Source organism: Shewanella sp., assembly GCF_047975355.1.
Taxonomy (GTDB): domain Bacteria; phylum Pseudomonadota; class Gammaproteobacteria; order Enterobacterales; family Shewanellaceae; genus Shewanella.
Map to the genome: position 1 here is coordinate 60,999 of NZ_JBKEDJ010000081.1, position 19,445 is coordinate 80,443.

16 protein-coding genes, 2 tRNA genes and 2 pseudogenes are annotated in these 19,445 nt (G+C 47.5%); 4 read left to right on the plus strand and 16 right to left on the minus strand.

From position 1 onward, the window contains the following. Window positions 1-15: 15 nt before the first annotated feature. The 16 genes and pseudogenes from ACK5NH_RS18715 to orn form a co-directional block, all read right to left on the minus strand. The gene (locus ACK5NH_RS18715; RefSeq protein WP_416922518.1) at window positions 16-714 is read right to left on the minus strand and encodes a cytochrome c1; all 699 of its coding nucleotides are present in this window, start codon (window positions 712-714) and stop codon (window positions 16-18) included. Further along, window positions 714-1,928, minus strand: a complete 1,215-nt coding sequence (locus ACK5NH_RS18720) for a cytochrome b (RefSeq protein WP_011715793.1) — start codon at window positions 1,926-1,928, stop codon at window positions 714-716. Before ACK5NH_RS18720 ends, ACK5NH_RS18715 begins: the two co-directional genes overlap by 1 nt. Next, on the minus strand, window positions 1,928-2,518 hold the full coding sequence (petA, locus tag ACK5NH_RS18725) for a ubiquinol-cytochrome c reductase iron-sulfur subunit (RefSeq protein WP_011621402.1): 591 nt from the start codon (window positions 2,516-2,518) through the stop codon (window positions 1,928-1,930). Before petA ends, ACK5NH_RS18720 begins: the two co-directional genes overlap by 1 nt. A gap of 367 nt (window positions 2,519-2,885) precedes the next feature. Beyond that, window positions 2,886-3,779, minus strand: a complete 894-nt coding sequence (hflC, locus tag ACK5NH_RS18730) for a protease modulator HflC (protein WP_416922521.1) — start codon at window positions 3,777-3,779, stop codon at window positions 2,886-2,888. 3 nt (window positions 3,780-3,782) lie between these two features. Beyond that, complete coding sequence (gene hflK, locus ACK5NH_RS18735) at window positions 3,783-4,928, minus strand: FtsH protease activity modulator HflK (protein ID WP_416922522.1); 1,146 nt, start codon at window positions 4,926-4,928, stop codon at window positions 3,783-3,785. 33 nt (window positions 4,929-4,961) lie between these two features. Then, window positions 4,962-6,272, minus strand: coding sequence for a ribosome rescue GTPase HflX (gene hflX / locus ACK5NH_RS18740; RefSeq protein WP_416922524.1), 1,311 nt, complete (start codon window positions 6,270-6,272; stop codon window positions 4,962-4,964). A 23-nt stretch (window positions 6,273-6,295) separates the two neighbouring features. Continuing rightward, window positions 6,296-6,568: an RNA chaperone Hfq gene (gene hfq / locus ACK5NH_RS18745; RefSeq protein WP_011070934.1), complete on the minus strand. Its 273-nt coding sequence runs from the start codon at window positions 6,566-6,568 to the stop codon at window positions 6,296-6,298. A 92-nt stretch (window positions 6,569-6,660) separates the two neighbouring features. Continuing rightward, window positions 6,661-7,587, minus strand: a complete 927-nt coding sequence (gene miaA, locus ACK5NH_RS18750; RefSeq protein ID WP_041408683.1) for a tRNA (adenosine(37)-N6)-dimethylallyltransferase MiaA — start codon at window positions 7,585-7,587, stop codon at window positions 6,661-6,663. Then, window positions 7,580-9,499, minus strand: coding sequence for a DNA mismatch repair endonuclease MutL (mutL, locus tag ACK5NH_RS18755; RefSeq protein ID WP_416922528.1), 1,920 nt, complete (start codon window positions 9,497-9,499; stop codon window positions 7,580-7,582). Before mutL ends, miaA begins: the two co-directional genes overlap by 8 nt. Before the next feature lie 13 nt (window positions 9,500-9,512). Next, window positions 9,513-10,904 carry an N-acetylmuramoyl-L-alanine amidase gene (locus tag ACK5NH_RS18760; RefSeq protein ID WP_416922530.1) on the minus strand — a complete coding sequence of 464 codons (1,392 nt, stop codon included), beginning with the start codon at window positions 10,902-10,904 and terminating at the stop codon, window positions 9,513-9,515. A gap of 8 nt (window positions 10,905-10,912) precedes the next feature. Further along, on the minus strand, window positions 10,913-11,371 hold the full coding sequence (tsaE, locus tag ACK5NH_RS18765; protein ID WP_011621395.1) for a tRNA (adenosine(37)-N6)-threonylcarbamoyltransferase complex ATPase subunit type 1 TsaE: 459 nt from the start codon (window positions 11,369-11,371) through the stop codon (window positions 10,913-10,915). 78 nt (window positions 11,372-11,449) lie between these two features. After that, window positions 11,450-12,949 (minus strand): annotated as a pseudogene (locus ACK5NH_RS18770) (NAD(P)H-hydrate dehydratase). Between the two features lie 244 nt (window positions 12,950-13,193). Beyond that, complete coding sequence (locus ACK5NH_RS18775) at window positions 13,194-13,649, minus strand: hypothetical protein (RefSeq protein ID WP_011621393.1); 456 nt, start codon at window positions 13,647-13,649, stop codon at window positions 13,194-13,196. A gap of 411 nt (window positions 13,650-14,060) precedes the next feature. Then, window positions 14,061-14,136, minus strand: a tRNA-Gly gene (locus tag ACK5NH_RS18780). A gap of 32 nt (window positions 14,137-14,168) precedes the next feature. Then, window positions 14,169-14,244 (minus strand) — tRNA-Gly (locus tag ACK5NH_RS18785). A 197-nt stretch (window positions 14,245-14,441) separates the two neighbouring features. Continuing rightward, the gene (gene orn / locus ACK5NH_RS18790; RefSeq protein WP_416922533.1) at window positions 14,442-14,987 is read right to left on the minus strand and encodes an oligoribonuclease; all 546 of its coding nucleotides are present in this window, start codon (window positions 14,985-14,987) and stop codon (window positions 14,442-14,444) included. Between the two features lie 112 nt (window positions 14,988-15,099). On the opposite strand from orn, the gene rsgA reads away from it, so the two are divergent. From rsgA to ACK5NH_RS18810, 4 genes and pseudogenes are all read left to right on the plus strand, one after another. Continuing rightward, window positions 15,100-16,164 (plus strand): small ribosomal subunit biogenesis GTPase RsgA, encoded by a 1,065-nt coding sequence (gene rsgA / locus ACK5NH_RS18795; RefSeq protein WP_011715783.1) that lies wholly within the window; start codon window positions 15,100-15,102, stop codon window positions 16,162-16,164. Between the two features lie 80 nt (window positions 16,165-16,244). Continuing rightward, the gene (asd, locus tag ACK5NH_RS18800) at window positions 16,245-17,123 is read left to right on the plus strand and encodes an archaetidylserine decarboxylase (RefSeq protein ID WP_416922535.1); all 879 of its coding nucleotides are present in this window, start codon (window positions 16,245-16,247) and stop codon (window positions 17,121-17,123) included. A 14-nt stretch (window positions 17,124-17,137) separates the two neighbouring features. Further along, window positions 17,138-18,022 carry a DMT family transporter gene (locus tag ACK5NH_RS18805; protein ID WP_416922537.1) on the plus strand — a complete coding sequence of 295 codons (885 nt, stop codon included), beginning with the start codon at window positions 17,138-17,140 and terminating at the stop codon, window positions 18,020-18,022. A gap of 68 nt (window positions 18,023-18,090) precedes the next feature. Then, window positions 18,091-19,395, plus strand: a pseudogene (locus ACK5NH_RS18810) (mechanosensitive ion channel protein MscS); the annotation flags it as partial. Window positions 19,396-19,445 lie beyond the last annotated feature (50 nt).

Sequence of the window (19,445 nt, forward strand, 5' to 3'; positions counted from 1 at the left end):
ACCCGTTATTGGTGCCTAGTGTACATCTTTCCAGTACTCTTTCTTCAAGAGGTAGGCCACAATAAAGAAGATAAACAGGAATCCGAGCACCCACCAACCTAGAGCCTGACGCTCTAACTTAACAGGTTCAGCCGAATAGACTAAGAAGCCAGTGATATCACGTACCGCTTGGTCATACTCTTCTGCGTTTAACTTACCACCAGAGACCACAATAGTGCCATCTTCTTGCTTAACAGGTGTACCTTGCAGTTCTTCAAGAACGTGTGGCATACCCACAGATGGGAAGACAGTGTTGTTTACGCCGAATGGACGGCTTGGGTCTTTGTAGAAGCCTTTGAGGTATGAATACACCCAGTCTTCGCCACGAACACGCGCTACTAAGGTTAAGTCAGGTGGTGTTGCACCAAACCATTTAGCTGCATCTTTGTGTGGAATCGCGTTCTGCATCAGCTCACCGATTTTGGCATCGGTAAATATGTACTTGCTACGCATATCATCGGCTGAAATACCGATATCGTTCGCCACACGCTCATAGCGTTGATACTGAGTGCTGTGACAACCAGAGCAATAGTGTTGGAACATGTCCAGACCACGCTCTAAAGAAGCCTTATCATGCAGATCAACATTGGCTTTTTCTAAATGTACATTATGTCCACTCGCGGCCATCGCCAGCGTCGGGATCAATGTAACTAATGCAATCAGTAATTTTTTCATTAGTGTGTCAACCTCGCTGGAACAGGCTTAGTTTTCTCATTTTTGCTGTATAACCACAGTAATAAGAAGTAGCCGAAATACGTCACAGTGAAGATACGTGCAACAATAGTCAGCTCTGGTGTTGCAGGTACAGCGCCTAAGTAACCTAAGACGATGAAAGATACTGCGAACTGAGCAATGTTCAACTTGTGCAGCGTGCTGCGGTAGCGAATTGACTTCACTTTACAACGGTCTAACCAAGGCAATACGAACAGTACTGCAATCGACAGACCCATCATTACCACACCGCCCAATTTATCGGGAACGGCACGTAAGATGGCGTAGAAAGGAGTGAAGTACCATACAGGTGCAATGTGCTCTGGTGTCTTCATTGGGTTAGCCGCTTCAAAGTTTGGCTTCTCAAGGAAGTAACCGCCGCCTTCAGGGATGAAGAACAGAACGTAACAGAACACGATCAGGAAGCCCGCAACGCCCATAATATCTTTAACTGTGTAGTATGGGTGGAATGGAATACCATCAACTGGCCAGCCATTCTCGTCTTTGTTCTTCTTGATTTCGATACCGTCTGGGTTGTTTGAACCCACTTCGTGCAGCGCGATTAAGTGTAGGAACACTAAAACCACTAACACTAATGGCAGTGCGATAACGTGCAGAGCGAAGAAACGGTTCAGGGTCGCGCCAGAGATCACGTAGTCACCACGGATCCACAGGGTTAAGTCATCACCAATAACAGGGATAGCACCGAACAGAGAAATAATTACTTGCGCGCCCCAGTAAGACATTTGTCCCCATGGTAGCAAGTAACCCATAAAGGCTTCAGCCATCAGCACGAGGAAAATCAACATACCGAATAGCCACAGCAGTTCTCTAGGCTTTTGATATGAACCGTAAATCAGACCACGGAACATATGTAAGTAGATCACCACGAAGAATGCAGACGCACCGGTTGAGTGCATATAACGCAATAACCAGCCGTACTCTACATCACGCATGATGTATTCAACAGAGGCGAAAGCACCTTCTGCTGTTGGTACATAGTTCATGGTCAACCAGATACCCGTCAGTAATTGGTTAACCAATACCAACATGGCTAATGAACCGAAGAAGTACCAAAAGTTAAAGTTAGTTGGCGTCGCATACTGACCCACGTGACGGTTATAAGTCGCCGTCATTGGGATACGCGCATCGATCCAATTAATTAAATTCTTAACCATTACGCCACTCCTTTATCTACACCGATGATAACGGTGCCATCATCAACGTATTGATGTGGAGGAATAACTAGGTTCAATGGAGCTGGAACGCCTTGGAATACGCGGCCCGCCATATCGAACTTAGAACCATGACATGGACAGAAGAAACCAGAAGTCACACCTTGAACTTGCTCAGCAAATGAATCTGGCAAATAAGTAGGTGAACATCCTAAATGGGTACAAATACCGACGGCAATAAAATACTCTGGCTTAATAGAACGCAGAGGATTTGTTGCATATTCAGGTTGCTGCATTTCAGCAGAAGCTGGATCTCTTAACTTATCGTCGTGTGTTGGCAGTTCATTGATAACCGCTTCTGTGCGACGGACAACCCATACAGGTTTTCCACGCCATTCAACACGGATCAGCTGACCTGGCTCAATTTTACTGATATTTACTTCGACCGGTGCACCTGCAGCTTTCGCCTTGGCACTCGGATTCCATGACTTGATGAAAGGAACCGCTACAGCGACGGCACCAGCACCACCTACTACGGCGGTTGCGGCTGTCAGGAATCTGCGACGTCCGGTATCGACTGGCGCATTGCTCATCCACTTATCTCCCAGAGGGTGTTGGAATTTTTGTTTTTCAAAGACTTTTTGCCCCCTAGTTATCACCATGGGCAAAAATCGAAGTTTGAAGCGGGGCTCATTATAGCTAAAAATTAGAAGCAGATCATAGTGAAAACACTCAACTAAGTTAGGGAGATTGCGTGTTTTTTAAAAAACGGACAAAAAAAGTACAACTATTAAGCGATTTTAATCGTTTTGATCTGTTTTTGAGCAAACCGACTGTGAGGTCGGCATAATCCATGCATTGCTAATATAAATTCAGCTCTCATTTTGCCACTTGGTATTTTCACGTAGGTAAAAAAATGGGCCCTGTTATCAGGGCCCATTTCAATGCAATACTTGCTGTTTACTTCTTAGGTGAAGTGCTCTTCATATACTTGAAGAACTCGCTATCAGGCTCTAGCACCATCACATCAGACTTGCCAGAGAAGCTCGCACGGTAAGCATCTAAGCTACGTAAAAAGCTGAAGAACTCAGGATCTTTACTGTAAGCATCAGAATAAATCTTCGCAGCTAATGCATCACCTTCACCGCGAATGGTTAAGGCTTTACGTTCAGCTTCGGCAATCTTCACGGTCACATTGGCATCAATCGTTGCACGAATGATTTCCGATTGCTCTTTACCCTGTGCCCTATGCTCTTTAGCAACCGCTTGACGTTCGGCACGCATACGTTGGTAAATACTGTTACTCACGTTTGCAGGTAGGTTGATTTGCTTAACACGCACGTCAACGACTTCAATACCTAAGTCTTTAGCGCTTTCAGAGGCGTTTTCTAGCGCATCATTTTGCAGCTCATCACGTTTACCGGAAACTATTTCCTTGATAGTGCGACGACCAAATTCGGTACGTAAATCGTTGTTAATCTTACGTTGTAGTAAGGTTTCAGCATTTGATTTAATCCCGCCATTAGTAGAGAGGTAGTATTTTTCGAAATCGAAAATACGCCACTTTACATAGGAGTCGACCATCAAATCTTTTTTCTCAGAGGTCACGAAACGATCTGCTGCGCCGTCTAAGGTTTGAATACGTGCATCGAGTAACTTCACCTTATCGATCACTGGCACTTTAAAGTGCAAGCCAGGACCGAAAACGCGGGTCACTTGTTTGCCATCGACGTTGTCTTTAACGATTTCACCGAAACGCGCCACAATCGCGCGCTCACCTTCGTTAACCACCATCACAGATGACAGAACTATGCCTAATACTATGGCAATCAGAACAATACTTAATCTCCCCATGAATTACTCCCTCCCTTGGCGAGCACGGTCCTCGCGAGACGGACGTCCACTCAAAGGCTCGCCAATGCGAGTCGTTGGCATAGATGAAGAATTGACATTCTGCTGAGACTTATTCTCAGCCTCTGGCATAGTCACAGGCTTCTCTTTCATTAACTTGTCTAAGGGAAGATACATTAAGTTGTTATTGTTCTTTGTGTCGATCAGTACTTTATTGGTATCTGTCATCACCTGCTGCATTGCATCAAGATACAAACGCTTACGGGTCACTTCAGGGGCCGCTTGGTACTCAGGTAACAACAACTCGAAACGAGCCACTTTACCGCGAGCCTCAAGAACTTCGCGTTCTTTATAGGCATTCGCTTGTTGTGCCATACGCTCGACTTCACCGCGCGCTTTAGGTTCAACTTCACGGGCATAAGCTTCCGCTTCACGAATAAAGCGTTGTTCGTCTTCTTGAGCAGCAATCGCATCATCGAAAGCATCTTTCACTTCTTCAGGCGGACGTGCTGGCAAAAAGTTAACGTCAACAATCGCTAAGCCTAATTTGTACGGCTCAATAATGCGCTCTAACTCTTTCCAAGTATCGCGACGAATGGCATCACGACCCGTGGTCAGAATATCGTCCATCTTGTTGTGACCGATGACATAACGCAGCGCACTGTCTGTGGCCTCACGTAAGCTGGCATTGGCATCAACAGCACTGAACAAATAAGAGTACGCATCTAAAATGCGGTACTGCACATCCAACTCGACCTTCACAACGTTTTCATCTGAAGTCAACATGCTGCCAGAGGCAGGAATGGAGCGGACAGATTGCACATCAACGGGGTAAACCTGGTCGATAAAGGTGGCTTTCCAATGCAGACCTGGGCCCACTTCACCAATATGCTGACCAAAACGCAGGGCTACACCACGCTCCGCTTCTTTAATGGTGTAAAAACCCGAGAGTCCCCAAACAACAAAAGCGATGGCAAGAATGATGATTAAGCTGAACGAACTAAAGTTCTGGCCTGATGAGCCATTGCCTTTGCCGCCAAAGCGTTTTGAAAGATTACGAAAAACCTCATCAAGGTCCGGTGGTCCTTTGTCGTTACCACCTTTATTTCCCCAAGGATCATTACCCTTGTTACCGGGCTCGTTCCAAGCCATTTAGCACTCCATAAGTGGATGAAATAAATTAGATTATAAACAAACAGCCTTTTCTATCGACGCATCGAAGATAAAGGTTTCTAACTCACCCTGACTCTGTTTAGCTAATCGGCGCCAATCGGCGTCCGATAAACGAACAGACAAAATACAGTTCCCCAGATCGTCGTACTCTTTCTGCTGTATCGCATCCAGTCGATAAAACTGGCCAAGATAATGTCCAGCAGTTGCCGGAATCTTAAGTGTAAGCTCATGAATCACTTCACCGATTAATTCGGTGATCGCCTTCAAGAGTAGATCAAATCCCAAACGCTTTTGTGCCGAAACCCAGACACGTACGGGCATACTGTGTTCATCATATTCGATCCGCGGCGTGACATCCTCAAGCAGGTCGATTTTATTACAAACAACCAACTGCATCACCTCGGCAGCATCGATATCTTCGAGCACGTTTTGTACCTGTTCGAAGTTATCCGCCATGTTTTCATCGGCACAATCAACAATATGCAGCAATAAATCCGCTTGTCGCGTTTCTTGCAATGTTGCCTTAAAAGCGGCAACCAGATCGTGTGGTAAATGGCGAATAAAACCTACAGTGTCCGCTAAGATCACTGCACCATCGGGTAGATCTAACTTTCTCAATGTGGGATCGAGTGTGGCAAATAGCTGGTCGGCTGCATAAACATCAGATGAGGTTAAGGCATTAAACAGCGTTGACTTGCCCGCGTTGGTATAACCCACTAATGAGACTGTTGGCATGTCGCTACGCTTACGGGCGCGACGACTCTGCTCACGTTGTTTATCAACACGCTCTAGGCGTTTATTGATATTTTTAATGCGGCCCCTGAGCAAACGTCTATCGGTTTCGAGCTGGGTTTCTCCCGGGCCACGTAAACCGATACCGCCTTTTTGGCGCTCAAGGTGAGTCCAACCACGCACAAGACGCGTCGACATGTGGCGCAATTGCGCTAGCTCCACCTGTAACTTACCTTCATGGGTCCGAGCACGTTGAGCGAAAATATCCAAGATCAGCGTGGTTCGATCCAATACTCGGCACTGACACACCTGTTCAAGGTTCCGCTCTTGAGCAGGACTCAAGGCGTGATTGAAAATAACCACATTGGCCTCGGTCGCAGCCACTAATGCAGCTAACTCCTCGGCTTTACCAGAACCAATAAAAAACTTACGGTCTGGTGAGCGTCGACTTCCAGTAATGACCCCGACAGAGCGTGCTCCAGCTGACTCAACTAATAGCTGTAACTCGACTAAGTCTTCCCGGCGTTCCTCATCGGAAAAGTCGATATGGACAAGAACCGCTGTTTCTCCCGCCTCATAACGATCAAACAAGAAGCAAACTCCTCAAGTAAAACTTATTCGCCACTAGGCATATCATCTTGCGCGCCATAACCGCCCTGGGCATTTTGATGGCCAGCAACGTTAAATGGGCGAGCAGGAACAACGGTAGAAATAGCGTGTTTGTAAACCATTTGGCTCACTGTGTTTTTCAACAGAATGACAAACTGATCAAACGACTCTACCTGTCCTTGGAGTTTAATGCCGTTTACCAAGTAAATTGATACAGGAACGCGCTCGCGGCGTAGTGCGTTCAAAAATGGGTCTTGTAAAGATTGCCCCTTAGCCATTTTATTATTTCCTTTTTAATTTATATAAAAATAAATCGTTATCAGTGAAGTTTTTTGTTTAGTTTTAGTATTATACAGCAAGGGCTAATAAGCTAGCGGCATTGACGCATAAGTGTAACTAAATTCCCCTCAGCACCACTTTCAAGCCAATTCAACTCTGGCCAACTACGCAACCATGTTAATTGACGCTTAGCTAATTGCCTAGTAGCGGCAACGGCTTTTTCGACCATAGTATCATAGTCAAATTCACCATCGAGATACTGCCAACATTGTCGATATCCCACGCAACGCATTGAGGGTAAATCTAAATGTAGGTCACCTCTCGCTTTCAGCTGGGCGACTTCATCAATAAAACCTTGCTCTAACATTATCCGAAAACGCTGCCCGATTAACTCATGCAGCACTTTGCGCTCACGGGGAGCAATGGCAAATTGCACCACATCGTAGGGTAAAGGAGCCGACTTGGTTTGAGTTAACTCGGTCAGACTCTTACCGCTTATTCTATATACTTCTATCGCTCTTGAAAGCCTTTGTGGATCATTAGGATGAATTCTTTCTGCCGATACGGGATCTATCTCCCTTAATTGCTCGTGCAGTGCTTCCCATCCGTTTGCGTCCGCTTCCGCTTGAATATCGGCCCGAATCGCCTCATCGGCACTCGGTAGCGGCGATAATCCTTCTAAAAGCGCCTTAAAGTACATCATGGTGCCGCCCACTAATACGGGGGTCTTTCCCATGCTAATAATCTGTTCAATCTCGCGCAGCGCATCGGCTCTAAAATCGGCGGCTGAGTAGCTCTCTGCTGGATCGCGGATGTCGATCAGTCGATGTGGACCCCGCGCCAACTCCTCGGCAGAGGGCTTAGCACTGCCAATGTCCATGCCACGATAGATCAATGCTGAATCAACCGAGATAATCTCGCAATTATGCTTTTCGGCTAATTCGAGTGCTAAAGCGGTTTTTCCGGACGCCGTTGGTCCCATCAAAAAAACCACTTTTGGCTGTAATTCTTTATTCAATTGCTTGCTCTTCTAGCCACGATTGCCAAGGTAAGGATACTGCTTTATTGGCAATTTGCTGTCTTTTCTCTTCAGTTAACTGACAATAGGCCGTCCAAATATCCGCAGCCGAAGTAAATCCAGTTAAACTCTGCTCTGCCAGCCACACGGCCAATGCATTGGGTGCAGGCGCTTCGAAGCGTAACGATTGTAACCACTCGGGGATCACCTTCGCTAACTGGCTGTCTCTGAGATATGGGGGCACTTTTTTAATTATCAACTGTTGATAGCGAATTGTTAGTTCTAATCCTAATTGCCGGATAAGTGTCTCATGTTCCTCGAGTAAAGCAGGCCAATCCGTATCGGCAGCAACCGACACCGGCATCAATAATGGCTGACCAACCAACCCTGTTGCCAGCTTTGTTTCTATCTCATGACTGCGCGTCGCTAATGCCACAGATTTAATCGCTAAGAGGCGTAAATCTTGCCCTTCCGCTAACACCCAATATTGACCATTGAGTATGGAGGGCATAGCTATAACAGCGTGATACGCATTGTCCTGCACATTGTAGGATGGCGTCTGCAATAATGCGCCGTAACTTTCAATAGCCGTCTTAGAAGGAAGCTCGGCTCGTGCTCGACTTCCCCCTGCCGAACCACTGCGCGACTCCCTAGGTACCGCCATACTGCCGTAGGCATTGCTCTGCATCCTAGTGCCGGCACGCGCGGTGGCTATGTCATGATAACGCGGCTCGCCAACAGGCGTATCGACTCGACTCTCTCTATAAGTATCAAGTTGAGAAGTATCTGTACAAGCTAAGTTAGCTCTCGTTCTAGGAGATTGCAGCTCGAAGGCTGTATGTTCAGATTTTGGTTCTGTAACAGAAACATCATCTACCTGGGGCGAACTCGGCTCAGAAGAATGCTCAAAACCTAGTTCACCTGCCTCTTCGAGCGCCGATTGCAATGCCTGTAGAATATAATCATGCACATAACGGCTCTGATGAAAACGCACTTCGTGTTTCGCCGGATGCACGTTCACATCCACCTGATGGGGATCGATATCCAGCATCAACACATAACCAGGCTGTTCCACCTCGGCTTTCTGGGCAAATGCTTGGCGCACCGCATGATTAACTAAACGATCGCGCACTAAGCGGCCATTGACATAAAAGTAATGGGTGTCGGTTAACACAGTTGACCAAGGCGACTGTAAATAGCCACTTAGACGTAGGTCATCGTGTTGGCATTCGACTCGCAACGCCTCATCGGCAAATTGGCGTCCAGCAACCTGAGTCAGTCGCTGCAAATATTGCGGCTCATTCATCGCCGGACGATAGTTGCGTACGGTTTTGCCATTGTGAGTCAGTGTAAAGTGAATATCCCCGCGCACTAATGCAATGCGTTTTAACCATTCATCGATATGGGTAAATTCGGTTTTATCGCTTTTTAGAAAGCGCCTACGGGCGGGCGTATTAAAAAATAGGTCGACAACTTCAATGGTCGAGCCAACAGGATGCGCAGCTGGCATCACCTTGACCGCCATATCGACGCCTTCGGCGTAAGCCTGCCAAGCTTCAGTCTGCTCGCCCGTGCGCGAGGTCAAAGTTAAGCGGGACACAGAGCTGATACTCGCCAGCGCCTCACCACGAAAACCAAAGCTGAGGATGGCTTCAAGGTCGTCAAGGGAGTGCAATTTCGAGGTGGCATGGCGCGACAAGGCTAGGGCCAGCTCATCCTTTGGGATCCCCGAACCATTGTCGCGGATCTTAATCAGCTTACTGCCACCCTTATCGATTTCGATATCGATACGCGTCGCCCCAGCATCTAGGCTGTTCTCGACGAGTTCCTTCACCACAGAAGCGGGCCGTTCGACCACTTCACCGGCGGCGATTTGGTTCGCTAATTGCGGTGGAAGGATCTGGATCCCCATAGACTTCATCCTATTAACTCTCAGGAATAACAAGTGTTTGGCCGAGTTGCACCACATCCGTCTTCATGCCATTGGCCCGTTTAATGCTGGCCATAGGGACTTGATAACGCTGAGCAATCGCCGAAAGCGACTCTCCGCGGCTCACCTTGTGCTTAATATTTCCCGAGGAGGATTTAGTACTCGCTCTAGCCACTGAGCCACCGCTATTACGCTTCGCTAATAGTGTATCCGCCGGCGGGTTATTGTGGAAATAACGGCTAACGCCCTTATAGATAGCGGTTGCGATACTTTCCTGATGGCGACTGCTATTAAGTAACCGTTCTTCCTTCGGATTCGAGATAAACCCTGTCTCCACTAAAATCGATGGAATATCGGGGGATTTTAATACCGCAAGGCTAGCAGACTCAGGTCGGCTCTTATGCAGCTCAGTCACTGATCCGAGATCCTTGAGAATATCCCCAGCAACAGAGTGACCAATGGCCATGGAACTGTTCATGGACATATCGAGCAAAGTCATTGCAAGGTATTGTTCATTATCGGTATTTTGGATAATTTCCCCTGCACCACCCAAGAGCTCTGAGTGTTTCTCTTTTTGCTCTAACCAACGACCAATTTCACTGTTAGCGCGGCGCATCGACAATACCCACACAGACGCGCCCTTTGGATGGGGTGAGGTAAAGGCATCCGCGTGGATAGAAATCAGTAAATCGGCCTTACTGTTACGGGCTAGCTCGGAGCGCTTGTTCAAATTCACAAAGTAATCGCCAGTACGGATCATCACGGCACGCATACCAGGTGTGTCGTTGATTTTACTGGCAACCCGTTTTGCAATCTCTAGCGCGACTTTTTTCTCGTAAACACCTGAAGGGCCAATAGAACCAGGGTCATCACCACCGTGGCCCGCATCAATCGCGACCACAATATCACGGGAGGATTGCGCCGATTGAGTAACCGTTTTAACGGGAGTTGAACTCACCACTGCTGTCGCCGTGGTTAAGGTTTTATCCTCGAGATCCACCACCAGACGATTGCCATAGAGCGCCGTCACAGGTAGGGAAAATAGGTTAGCATTTAATGGCTTAACCAGATCGATCACCAAACGAAAATCACCTTTAGTTGGTGATTTGCTGACGCGAACCCCCTTAACCAATTTGCTGTTGTTATCGATATTTTTCAGGCTCAGTTTTGTCGACGCCTTTTTAAGGTCGACCACTAAACGATTGGGTCCATCGAGGGAAAAATAAGTGTAATTAGGCGCTTCGCTCAAATCGAACACCACACGGGTGGACTCGGGGGCAGCCCAAATACGCACGCCCTCAAGCTGGTTAGCCGCGTGGGCTGCTACAGCAAAAAAAGCGCACAAAAAAATAGTAATAGTTTGAAAGTAATGCTTATTTTTAGTCATCTTTGTTTTTATTTTATTGCGGCTAATAGCTTTTTACCTGATTCTGTTAAGGCTCGAATTTGGATTTCACGTCCTTGGTTAACATAATTTAAATGCAGGTGAATATCGGCATCGGGCAAGAGTCCATGACCTTTATCGGGCCATTCCACAATGCACAGACTGCTATCGGTAAAGTAATCACGGATCCCCATGAACTCGAGTTCTTCAGGATCGTTTAAACGATACAAATCAAAATGATAAACTTCGACACCGTCTAGCTCATAAGGTTCAACTAAAGTGTAGGTCGGACTCTTTACCGCTCCCTTATGCCCCAATCCTTGGATTAACCCGCGACTCAGAGTGGTTTTACCCGCCCCTAAATCCCCCGTCAAATACAGAGTCAAAGGCGCTTGAATATGGCGGGCCAATTTTTGCCCAACCGCAATAGTCTCGTCTTCGTTATTTAATTGAAAGGTTAACTCTGTCATTTCCGCTTATATCACTGCTGTTATTGATGGAGGAGGCAACTTAAGCGCGGGATCCCCTGCGCTTAAGTTTTACAGCGCCTAGAGTAAATCACTATTTACTAATTGGCGAATAAAAGGCATCAAATCGCTGGCTAACATGCCTCGTTCACCCTGCACTGCAGCCAGATCCGCCGCGCAGCCATGAACGACAACCCCAACAACGGTTGCCTGCATGTTATCCATTCCTTGAGCCATAAGTGCGCCTATAATACCAGATAACACATCGCCGCACCCACCACTCGCAAGCCCAGGATTCCCCACGGGCGCCACCACCATCTGTTTTCCATCAAAAATGATAGTGCCCGCGCCTTTTAGTAGCACCACACCACCATATTTTTGCTGCAGGGCACGCACGGCAGCGAATCTATCTTGCTCAATATCGGCCACACTGCATCCTAACAGCCGCGCAGCTTCCCCGGGATGAGGCGTGAGTACCCAGTTGGTTTGCCTACGCGGTTCTTGACTGAGCAGATTCAGAGCATCGGCATCGAGCACACATGGCCTGTCACTTAACCCCGCAGCTTTAAACAGGTTATAACCCCAATCGTGTTTACCTAAACCCGGGCCGAGTACCACCACCTGCGCCCAACCCAGGCGCAGGTAGACTTCCATATCGACCAGTTCACAGCCCCAAAACATCAATTCTGGGCGCGATACGTTGACCGTGAGTTGATGCTCAGGCCTGCTGATCACAGTCACCAATCCAGCGCCCGCACGTAAACAGGCTTCACTGGCGAGGCGAATGGCCCCTGCCATGCCAAAGTCACCACCAATCAGCGTGACTTTACCCGATTGCCCTTTGTGGCTGTCCCGTGCTCTTGCGGCAAAATAGCTTTTTAAAATTTCACCGCCGACGCGGGTTGCACTCTCTGCATCGAAAAAAGGCGTTAATCCCAGATCGACAAAGGCTAAATATCCGCAGTGATGCCTTGCCTTACTGGTTACAAGACCCTGTTTTAGCCCGCTAAAACATAGAGTCACATCCGCCATTACTGCGGCTTGAGCGACAACGCCAGTATCGGCAACGATCCCCGAGGGAAGATCTAAACTCAGCACCCAAGCGTCACTCTGATTGACCGCATGGATCAGTGCAGCAATATCCTCACGCACGGCGCCCTTAACTCCCGTGCCCAGTAAACCATCGATAATGATCGACGCCTGCTGTATCGCTTCGATATTAGGGGAATCAATTGCGCCGCCTTGGTTAAGATAGGCTGAAAGTGCTTGCTCGAATTCTGCTGTGCCTTGAGTCTTGAGCAAGTAAACCTTGACCTGATATCCCGCTTCCAAGGCCAGACGCGCGCAAACTAAGGCATCGGCGCCATTATTGCCACTCCCCGCCAGCACAAGTAAGGGCATTCCCTCAAGCTGAGGGTGCTGCCCTATTTGCTGAGTAAAACAGTCAAACGCCGCACGACCAGCACGTTCAACTAATTAATATAATGTAGTTTCGCCCTCTGAAACAGCGAGCAATTCGGCTGCTTTCACCTGATGCTGCGTATAAAGCGCCGTGGGTAAACTCGATAAATCTTGTGCCATAGAGGATCTCCTGCGCGACAAACAACCAAAAGGACTGCTCACCTAACACACCCTGTTATTGGTGAGAACCAAGCATTACACGGTCAAATCAACCAATGAGATCAAGAAAATAGCAAAAATCGCCCCGAAAAATTATGACGTAAATCAGTTGCCATGCAAAAAGCGTCCAAAGTGAATAATACTCATCCGGCAAAGACAACAAAGCCAGCATTGCGCTGGCTTTGAAAGGTCATTCAGAATCGAATTAGATATCGTCCATCCGAATTGTGCTATGCACTAGGCGTTGCTGCTGAGTTTTCTCTACCCGAATCAGGCCCTCTAGTGCGGTGCGGGCATCTTCGGCTGTGGTTGAGTTAACTGTTTTCTCTAATAAGCCAATCAGTCGATTTTCTAAATCGAGGTGCAGATTCAGCACATCGTCTTCGGTCATGTTGGCGGGCAACATAGTGTCTTGGCAGCGCTTAGTAAAGTCTTCAAATACAAAGTCTTTATACCAAGTATCTAATACTCTAACCGGCGCCTCATCCATATAATCACGCAATTTTTCAGCCACATGTTTTTGATGAGACTCAAAATATTCCAGCATCATCTTCACGCGGGCAGAATCGGCCTGATTGTTCAGTCGGCCATAGAGTTGCGCCATATCTAAGCGGCAGTTCGCCACATACTCAAGTAAATCACGCAATTGTTGAATACGCATATAATGCACTCCAGTGTTAAGCCAACTACTTGGCGCTATTAACTTTGTCTGGATTCATTATGTAAGTAAAAGCGTTGCGAATATTTGAACAAGGTCATAATTTAACTTTCGCAACGCCATCTAATTTAGGAAATCTTGAAGAAACAAGGCGCAGATCACGCATTAACCTTGCTGTTTTATTTTTTACAAAATAGAAAACACCCACTAAGCAGGCAAACTCTACCCACACTCAGCCGCATTAGCGCGAAAAGACTGTAAAAACAAAAACTCATAAGCTGAGGTAATTAAAGTGAACTCATAAAGAGCTTGGAATAACCAAGGATGGAACAGACATGCTAAACACGCAGAAATGCAAAATAACGATATTTCAGTTGGAAATAGAGAAAATTTTATAGGGCGTTTAAGAGGAATTGGAGCGACATATCGGGTTCGAACCGATGACCTATACCTTGGCAAGGTATCGCTCTACCAACTGAGCTAATGTCGCATTTACATTTTAAGACTGTAGCCGTCTGAAATTGGAGCGACATATCGGGTTCGAACCGATGACCTATACCTTGGCAAGGTATCGCTCTACCAACTGAGCTAATGTCGCCTTTTGTATCGCAGTCACATTTGCCTTCAACATTCACAAAGGTATCGTCTCCTAACCTTTATCAACTGAGCTAATGTCGCAATCACTAAATCACTTATATGAGCAGCACTTCGTGTCCGCATCAAAAAGTTGAGGCCGCATTATATGAAAAATTTATGCGGCTGCAACCCCTTCTTGCAGATTTATCTGCTGATCGGTCAAATTTTAAATACTTTGCTGCGGTAATACTGTAATTCCGCGATCGACTCTTGGATATCTTGCAGCGCTTGGTGAGTATTTTGCTTTTTGAAACCCGCCATGGTTTCTGGGCTCCAACGCTTCACTAACTCTTTTACCGTGCTCACGTCGAGATTGCGGTAATGGAAGTAGTCCTCCAGTTCACGCATATAACGATTTAAGAAGCGACGGTCCTGACCCACGCTGTTACCGCACATAGGTGAAGCGCCCTTAGGCACATATTGCTCTAAAAATGTGATGGTTTGTGCAACCGCTTGTGCTTCATTCACTTGGCTAGCACGCACTCTATCTATCAGACCCGATTCACCGTGGTGTTTTTGGTTCCAATCATCCATGGCCGCCAGCACATCATCCGATTGATGAATAGCAATCACAGGCCCCTGACCGATAATATTGAGTTCTTGGTCTGTTACTAAGGTAGCAATTTCAATGACTCTATCGACATCGGGTTCTAACCCTGTCATTTCGAGATCGATCCAAATGAGATTATTCGCGTCCGCCGCCATAATTCAGCCTTATCATGTCAGTTAGCCTAAATTCAGGCTTTTTTATTCAAGAGCGTGTATCATACTGCTTTTTTCAGACACAAAAAATCATCTAATTGACGAAGACAAATCAGTGAGTAAAAAGAAACCCCTAAGCCAAGGCCAATTACGCCGTATGCGCGCCAATCACGAGAAACGCCTCAATCGTGACAATGGTGATAAAAATGCGCCTGAGTTACAGGATAGCTCACTCGGCCCAGAACAGAGCGGAACCGTGATCTCCCGCTTTGGCCAACATGCCGATATTGAAACCGAAGATGGCCAAATCGTGCGCTGCAATATTCGCCGCACCATTAAGAGCTTAGTTACTGGCGATAAAGTGATTGTACGCCTCGCCATTGAAACCCAAGCCAACAGTGGTATTGCCGGCATTGTTGAAGCGGTACACCCAAGACGCTCTTCCCTCTCGCGTCCCGACTTATACGATGGCGTGAAAATTATCGCCTCGAATATCGACCAAATTTTGATTGTGTCTTCGGTATTGCCTAGCTTTACCACCCAGATTATCGACCGCTACTTAGTGGCGGCCGAAGACACGGATATTCCACCGATCATCATTTTGAATAAAATTGATCTGTTAACGCCAGAAGAAGCCCCCGCCATCGAAGCCGCCTTAAAGCGCTACGAAGCCATCGGTTATCCCGTGTATAAGGTCAGCAGTAAATTAGGAGAAGGCTTAGATACCATTAAAGCCCTGCTGAAAGATAAAGTGAGCGTATTTGCCGGCCAATCCGGTGTAGGTAAATCTTCACTGGTCAACGCCTTACTGCCCGAAGCCGAGTTACTGGTGGGCGATGTCTCCGACAACTCGGGGCTGGGTCAACACACGACCACCACGGCTAAGTTGCTGCATTTACCCAGCGGTGGTGATTTAATCGATTCCCCCGGCGTGCGCGAATTTGCCCTCTGGCACTTACCCGCCCAACGTGTCGGTTGGTGTTTTATCGAATTTAGAGACTTTTTAGGTGGCTGCAAATTCCGCGATTGTAAGCATGGCGATGATCCGGGCTGTGCCTTAAAAGCCGCTGTCGATGCGGGTAAAATTAGCGAAGATCGCTTTAATAACTACCATCGTATTATCGCAAGCCTAGATGAGCAGCGCCATGCACGGCATTTTCGTGCCCAAAGCGATGAATAACTAACGCCATCGTTTCGCATAAAATTAACGTAAAACAAGTCTCAACCTAAGTTGAGCAACATAAAGGAAAGGAACATAAATTGGATAAAGTTAAAATTGCGCTGCAGTACATGCTGCCAAAGCACCTGTTATCTCGCTTAGTCGGTAAACTTGCCGCTTCCGAAGCTGGCGCATTAACGACTGCCGCGATTAAATGGTTTATCAAACAATATAAAATCGATATGAGCGAAGCGGCTCAGAGCGAACCCGAAGCTTATAAAAGCTTCAACGACTTTTTTACCCGTGCACTTAAGCCTGGTATTCGCCCAATTAATACTGCGGCCAACATCATGGTACACCCAGTGGATGGCGCCGTCAGCCAGCTCGGCCCCATCAAGGATGGGCGTATTTTCCAAGCTAAAGGCCATCACTATTCTTCACTCACCCTGCTGGGCGACCAAGCCGAAGATGCCAAACGCTTCGAAGGTGGGGATTTTGCGACCATTTATCTGGCTCCCAAGGATTATCACCGCATCCATATGCCGATAAAGGGCACACTGTCGAAGATGACCTATGTACCGGGTGAGTTGTTTTCCGTTAACCCCTTAACGGCGCGCCATGTACCAGGCCTGTTTGCTCGCAACGAACGTGTCGTAGCGATTTTTGAAACCGAGCTTGGCCCGCTAGCTATGGTATTAGTGGGTGCAACCATTGTGGCCAGCATCGAAACCGTGTGGGCGGGCACTATTACGCCGCCAACGGGTAAGCAAGTCTTCACATGGGAATACCCAACCGTAGGTCCAGACGCCATTACCTTAGATAAAGGCGAAGAAATGGGCCGCTTCAAGCTTGGCAGTACCGTCGTCATGCTGTTTGCCAAAGATGCTATCGATACCTTCGCCGAAGGCGTTGAACCCGAAGCCATAACGCGTATGGGTCAAGCCTTTGCAAATCTGAAAAATCAGGCGTCAGCCGACTAATTACGGCGACCCAATTGAGCCAGACTGCTAAACCTTCGGGATTAATCGAATTACACTTAGCTGTGCTGATGTTTGGCGGCACAGCTTTGTTTTCAAAGTTAATCCCCTTAAGCGCACTCGATATCACCTTCTTACGATGTGTGGTTGCAGCCTTGGTGTTGGCATTACTCATCAAATTCCGTGGTAGATACATAAGCCTTGCTAGCAAACAGGATTATCTGGTTGCTATCGGCTTAGGTGTGATAGTCAGCTTACACTGGGTCACCTACTTTGCCGCGATGCAACTCTCATCGGTCGCCATCGGCATGATTGCCTTCTTCACCTATCCGGTGATGACTGTCATTGCCGAGCCGTTATTAACAGGCAATAAAATCAAGCTGATGGATATTATCAGCGGTGTTTTAGTGCTGATAGGCGTGGTGCTATTGATCCCCGAAGCCAATCTTGGCAACGATACAACCCTAGGGATTGCGGTCGGAATTGTCTCGGCGATGTTATTTACCGCCCGCAACCTGCTGCAAAAACGCTATTTTTCCCAATATAGCGGCCCCCACGCCATGTTTTATCAGACCTTAGTGGCGGCAGTGTTTCTTATGCCTTGGCATCAAACCGAGTTACGGACTATCTCCCTCGAGACTTGGGGCTTGATAGTACTGCTCGGAGTGGTGTTTACCGCCGCGCCCCATGCCTTATTCACCTCGGCATTACGCCAATTAAGCGCTAAAACCGTGGGGTTAGTCTCCTGCCTACAACCCTTCTACGGAGCCATGTTAGCATTAGTGATCTTAGGCGAAGCGTTGAATCTCAATACTCTGATAGGCGGAACCATCATAGTCGCCACCGCCATCTTCGAAACCCATCAATCGCACCAGTCACAACGGCGAAAAAAGAACGCTTGAAACATACCAATCTTGGCCTAAGTTGGCTAAGATGAGTGCGTCTTTCGCCCCTAATTGCTTTTGCTTATATGCCACGTATTTTATTGTTCGTTATTGCTTTTTTGTCTTTTTCTCTCCATGCCAATTCGCCACTGCAATTGGACAAGCGCCTTGGCCTAAACAACCAAAATCAGCAACAAAATATTAACATTGACGATCAAATTGTTGAACTTAAAAACAACATCGACAGACTGGCAGCGAATGCGAACAGTTTTCAGCAGGCGCAGCTCGATTTTGAAGAAAACAAAAAGGTCATCGACCACGGCTTAAAAGAGGCCGCTAAGCCCTTAAAGCTGGATAAAGCCACGGATCTCAACCAGCAAGCCTCGATGGCTTATTTACGACTGTCGGAATTAAAAGAGAGCGAAACCGCTTTAGGTAATCAAGTCAGCGAACTGTTACAACGCCACAATCTGCTGCCCTCCGTCATCGCCAACGCTAGGCAGAATGTGCTGCAAAATAAGAAAACCGAATTAGCCCCACTGGACACGCCTGCCGGCGAGTTACAGCAAACCCAACGGGTTTTCTTCGAGCAAAGCCTCGCCACCAATGAGGCCGAGCTTGCCAGCAGCCAAAAACGCATTGAACTCACCCAGCTACAGTTACAGTTGGTCCGTCAGCAACTGAGCCAACAGGAAGCCTTTATTGAAACCATCAATAAGGCGATGAATAAACAGCGTCAGCAACAAACCGATGCAACCTTGGCGAAGAATTTAGTCGATACCGCCAAGGTCGTGGATCCAGTGACCCGCAATATTGCCGACACTAACCAGATTTACGGCCAAAAACTGCAAACCTTAACCTTGCAAATCAACAACGTGGTTGAGCAGCAAGAGCAGGCCGAGCTGCAATATCAATCCCAGGCCAAACAGCTGGCGAATATCCAAGAGCAAATCACTTGGGTCAAAATGAACTCCGCCTTTGGCGAGCGTTTTTTGCAGATGTTGCAATCTCTGCCTAAGCCGCCAAACCATGAGAAGCTACAAACTCTGATCGCCGATGCTCGCCTCGATAGGTACCACCTCGAGCAACAACAAGCACTTAACGAACAAGAGTTAGAGCAAACCAACCTCTACAACGAGGGACAAATTAAGCTACTGCGCTCACAACAAGCGCTGCTAACGCAGCTGATGCAGAGTTATGACCAATATTTGAGTGAGCTTGGCAAACTCAAAGTCAATTATCAGCAACTTAGCCAGCAACACCTGACCTTGAAAAACACCCTCAACGAGCACTTGTTTTGGGTCCCCAACCCCGCGAGCATGAACAAACTCTGGCTCACCGATGTGCAGCGCAGCGCCCTGGGGCTCATACAAGAGGCGCAGTGGGGACAATAGGGCAAAGCCTGGCAGGAGCACAATGACTACTGGGCCTGGTGGATCAT

Coding starts and splice junctions, on each gene's coding strand:
- ACK5NH_RS18715 (WP_416922518.1), bottom strand. CDS start 714: ATGAAAAAATTACTGATTGCATTAGTTACATTGATCCCGACGCTGGCG.
- ACK5NH_RS18720 (WP_011715793.1), bottom strand. CDS start 1,928: ATGGTTAAGAATTTAATTAATTGGATCGATGCGCGTATCCCAATGACG.
- petA (WP_011621402.1), bottom strand. CDS start 2,518: ATGAGCAATGCGCCAGTCGATACCGGACGTCGCAGATTCCTGACAGCC.
- hflC (WP_416922521.1), bottom strand. CDS start 3,779: ATGGGGAGATTAAGTATTGTTCTGATTGCCATAGTATTAGGCATAGTT.
- hflK (WP_416922522.1), bottom strand. CDS start 4,928: ATGGCTTGGAACGAGCCCGGTAACAAGGGTAATGATCCTTGGGGAAAT.
- hfq (WP_011070934.1), bottom strand. CDS start 6,568: ATGGCTAAGGGGCAATCTTTACAAGACCCATTTTTGAACGCACTACGC.
- mutL (WP_416922528.1), bottom strand. CDS start 9,499: ATGGGGATCCAGATCCTTCCACCGCAATTAGCGAACCAAATCGCCGCC.
- ACK5NH_RS18760 (WP_416922530.1), bottom strand. CDS start 10,904: ATGACTAAAAATAAGCATTACTTTCAAACTATTACTATTTTTTTGTGC.
- tsaE (WP_011621395.1), bottom strand. CDS start 11,371: ATGACAGAGTTAACCTTTCAATTAAATAACGAAGACGAGACTATTGCG.
- ACK5NH_RS18775 (WP_011621393.1), bottom strand. CDS start 13,649: ATGCGTATTCAACAATTGCGTGATTTACTTGAGTATGTGGCGAACTGC.
- orn (WP_416922533.1), bottom strand. CDS start 14,987: ATGGCGGCGGACGCGAATAATCTCATTTGGATCGATCTCGAAATGACA.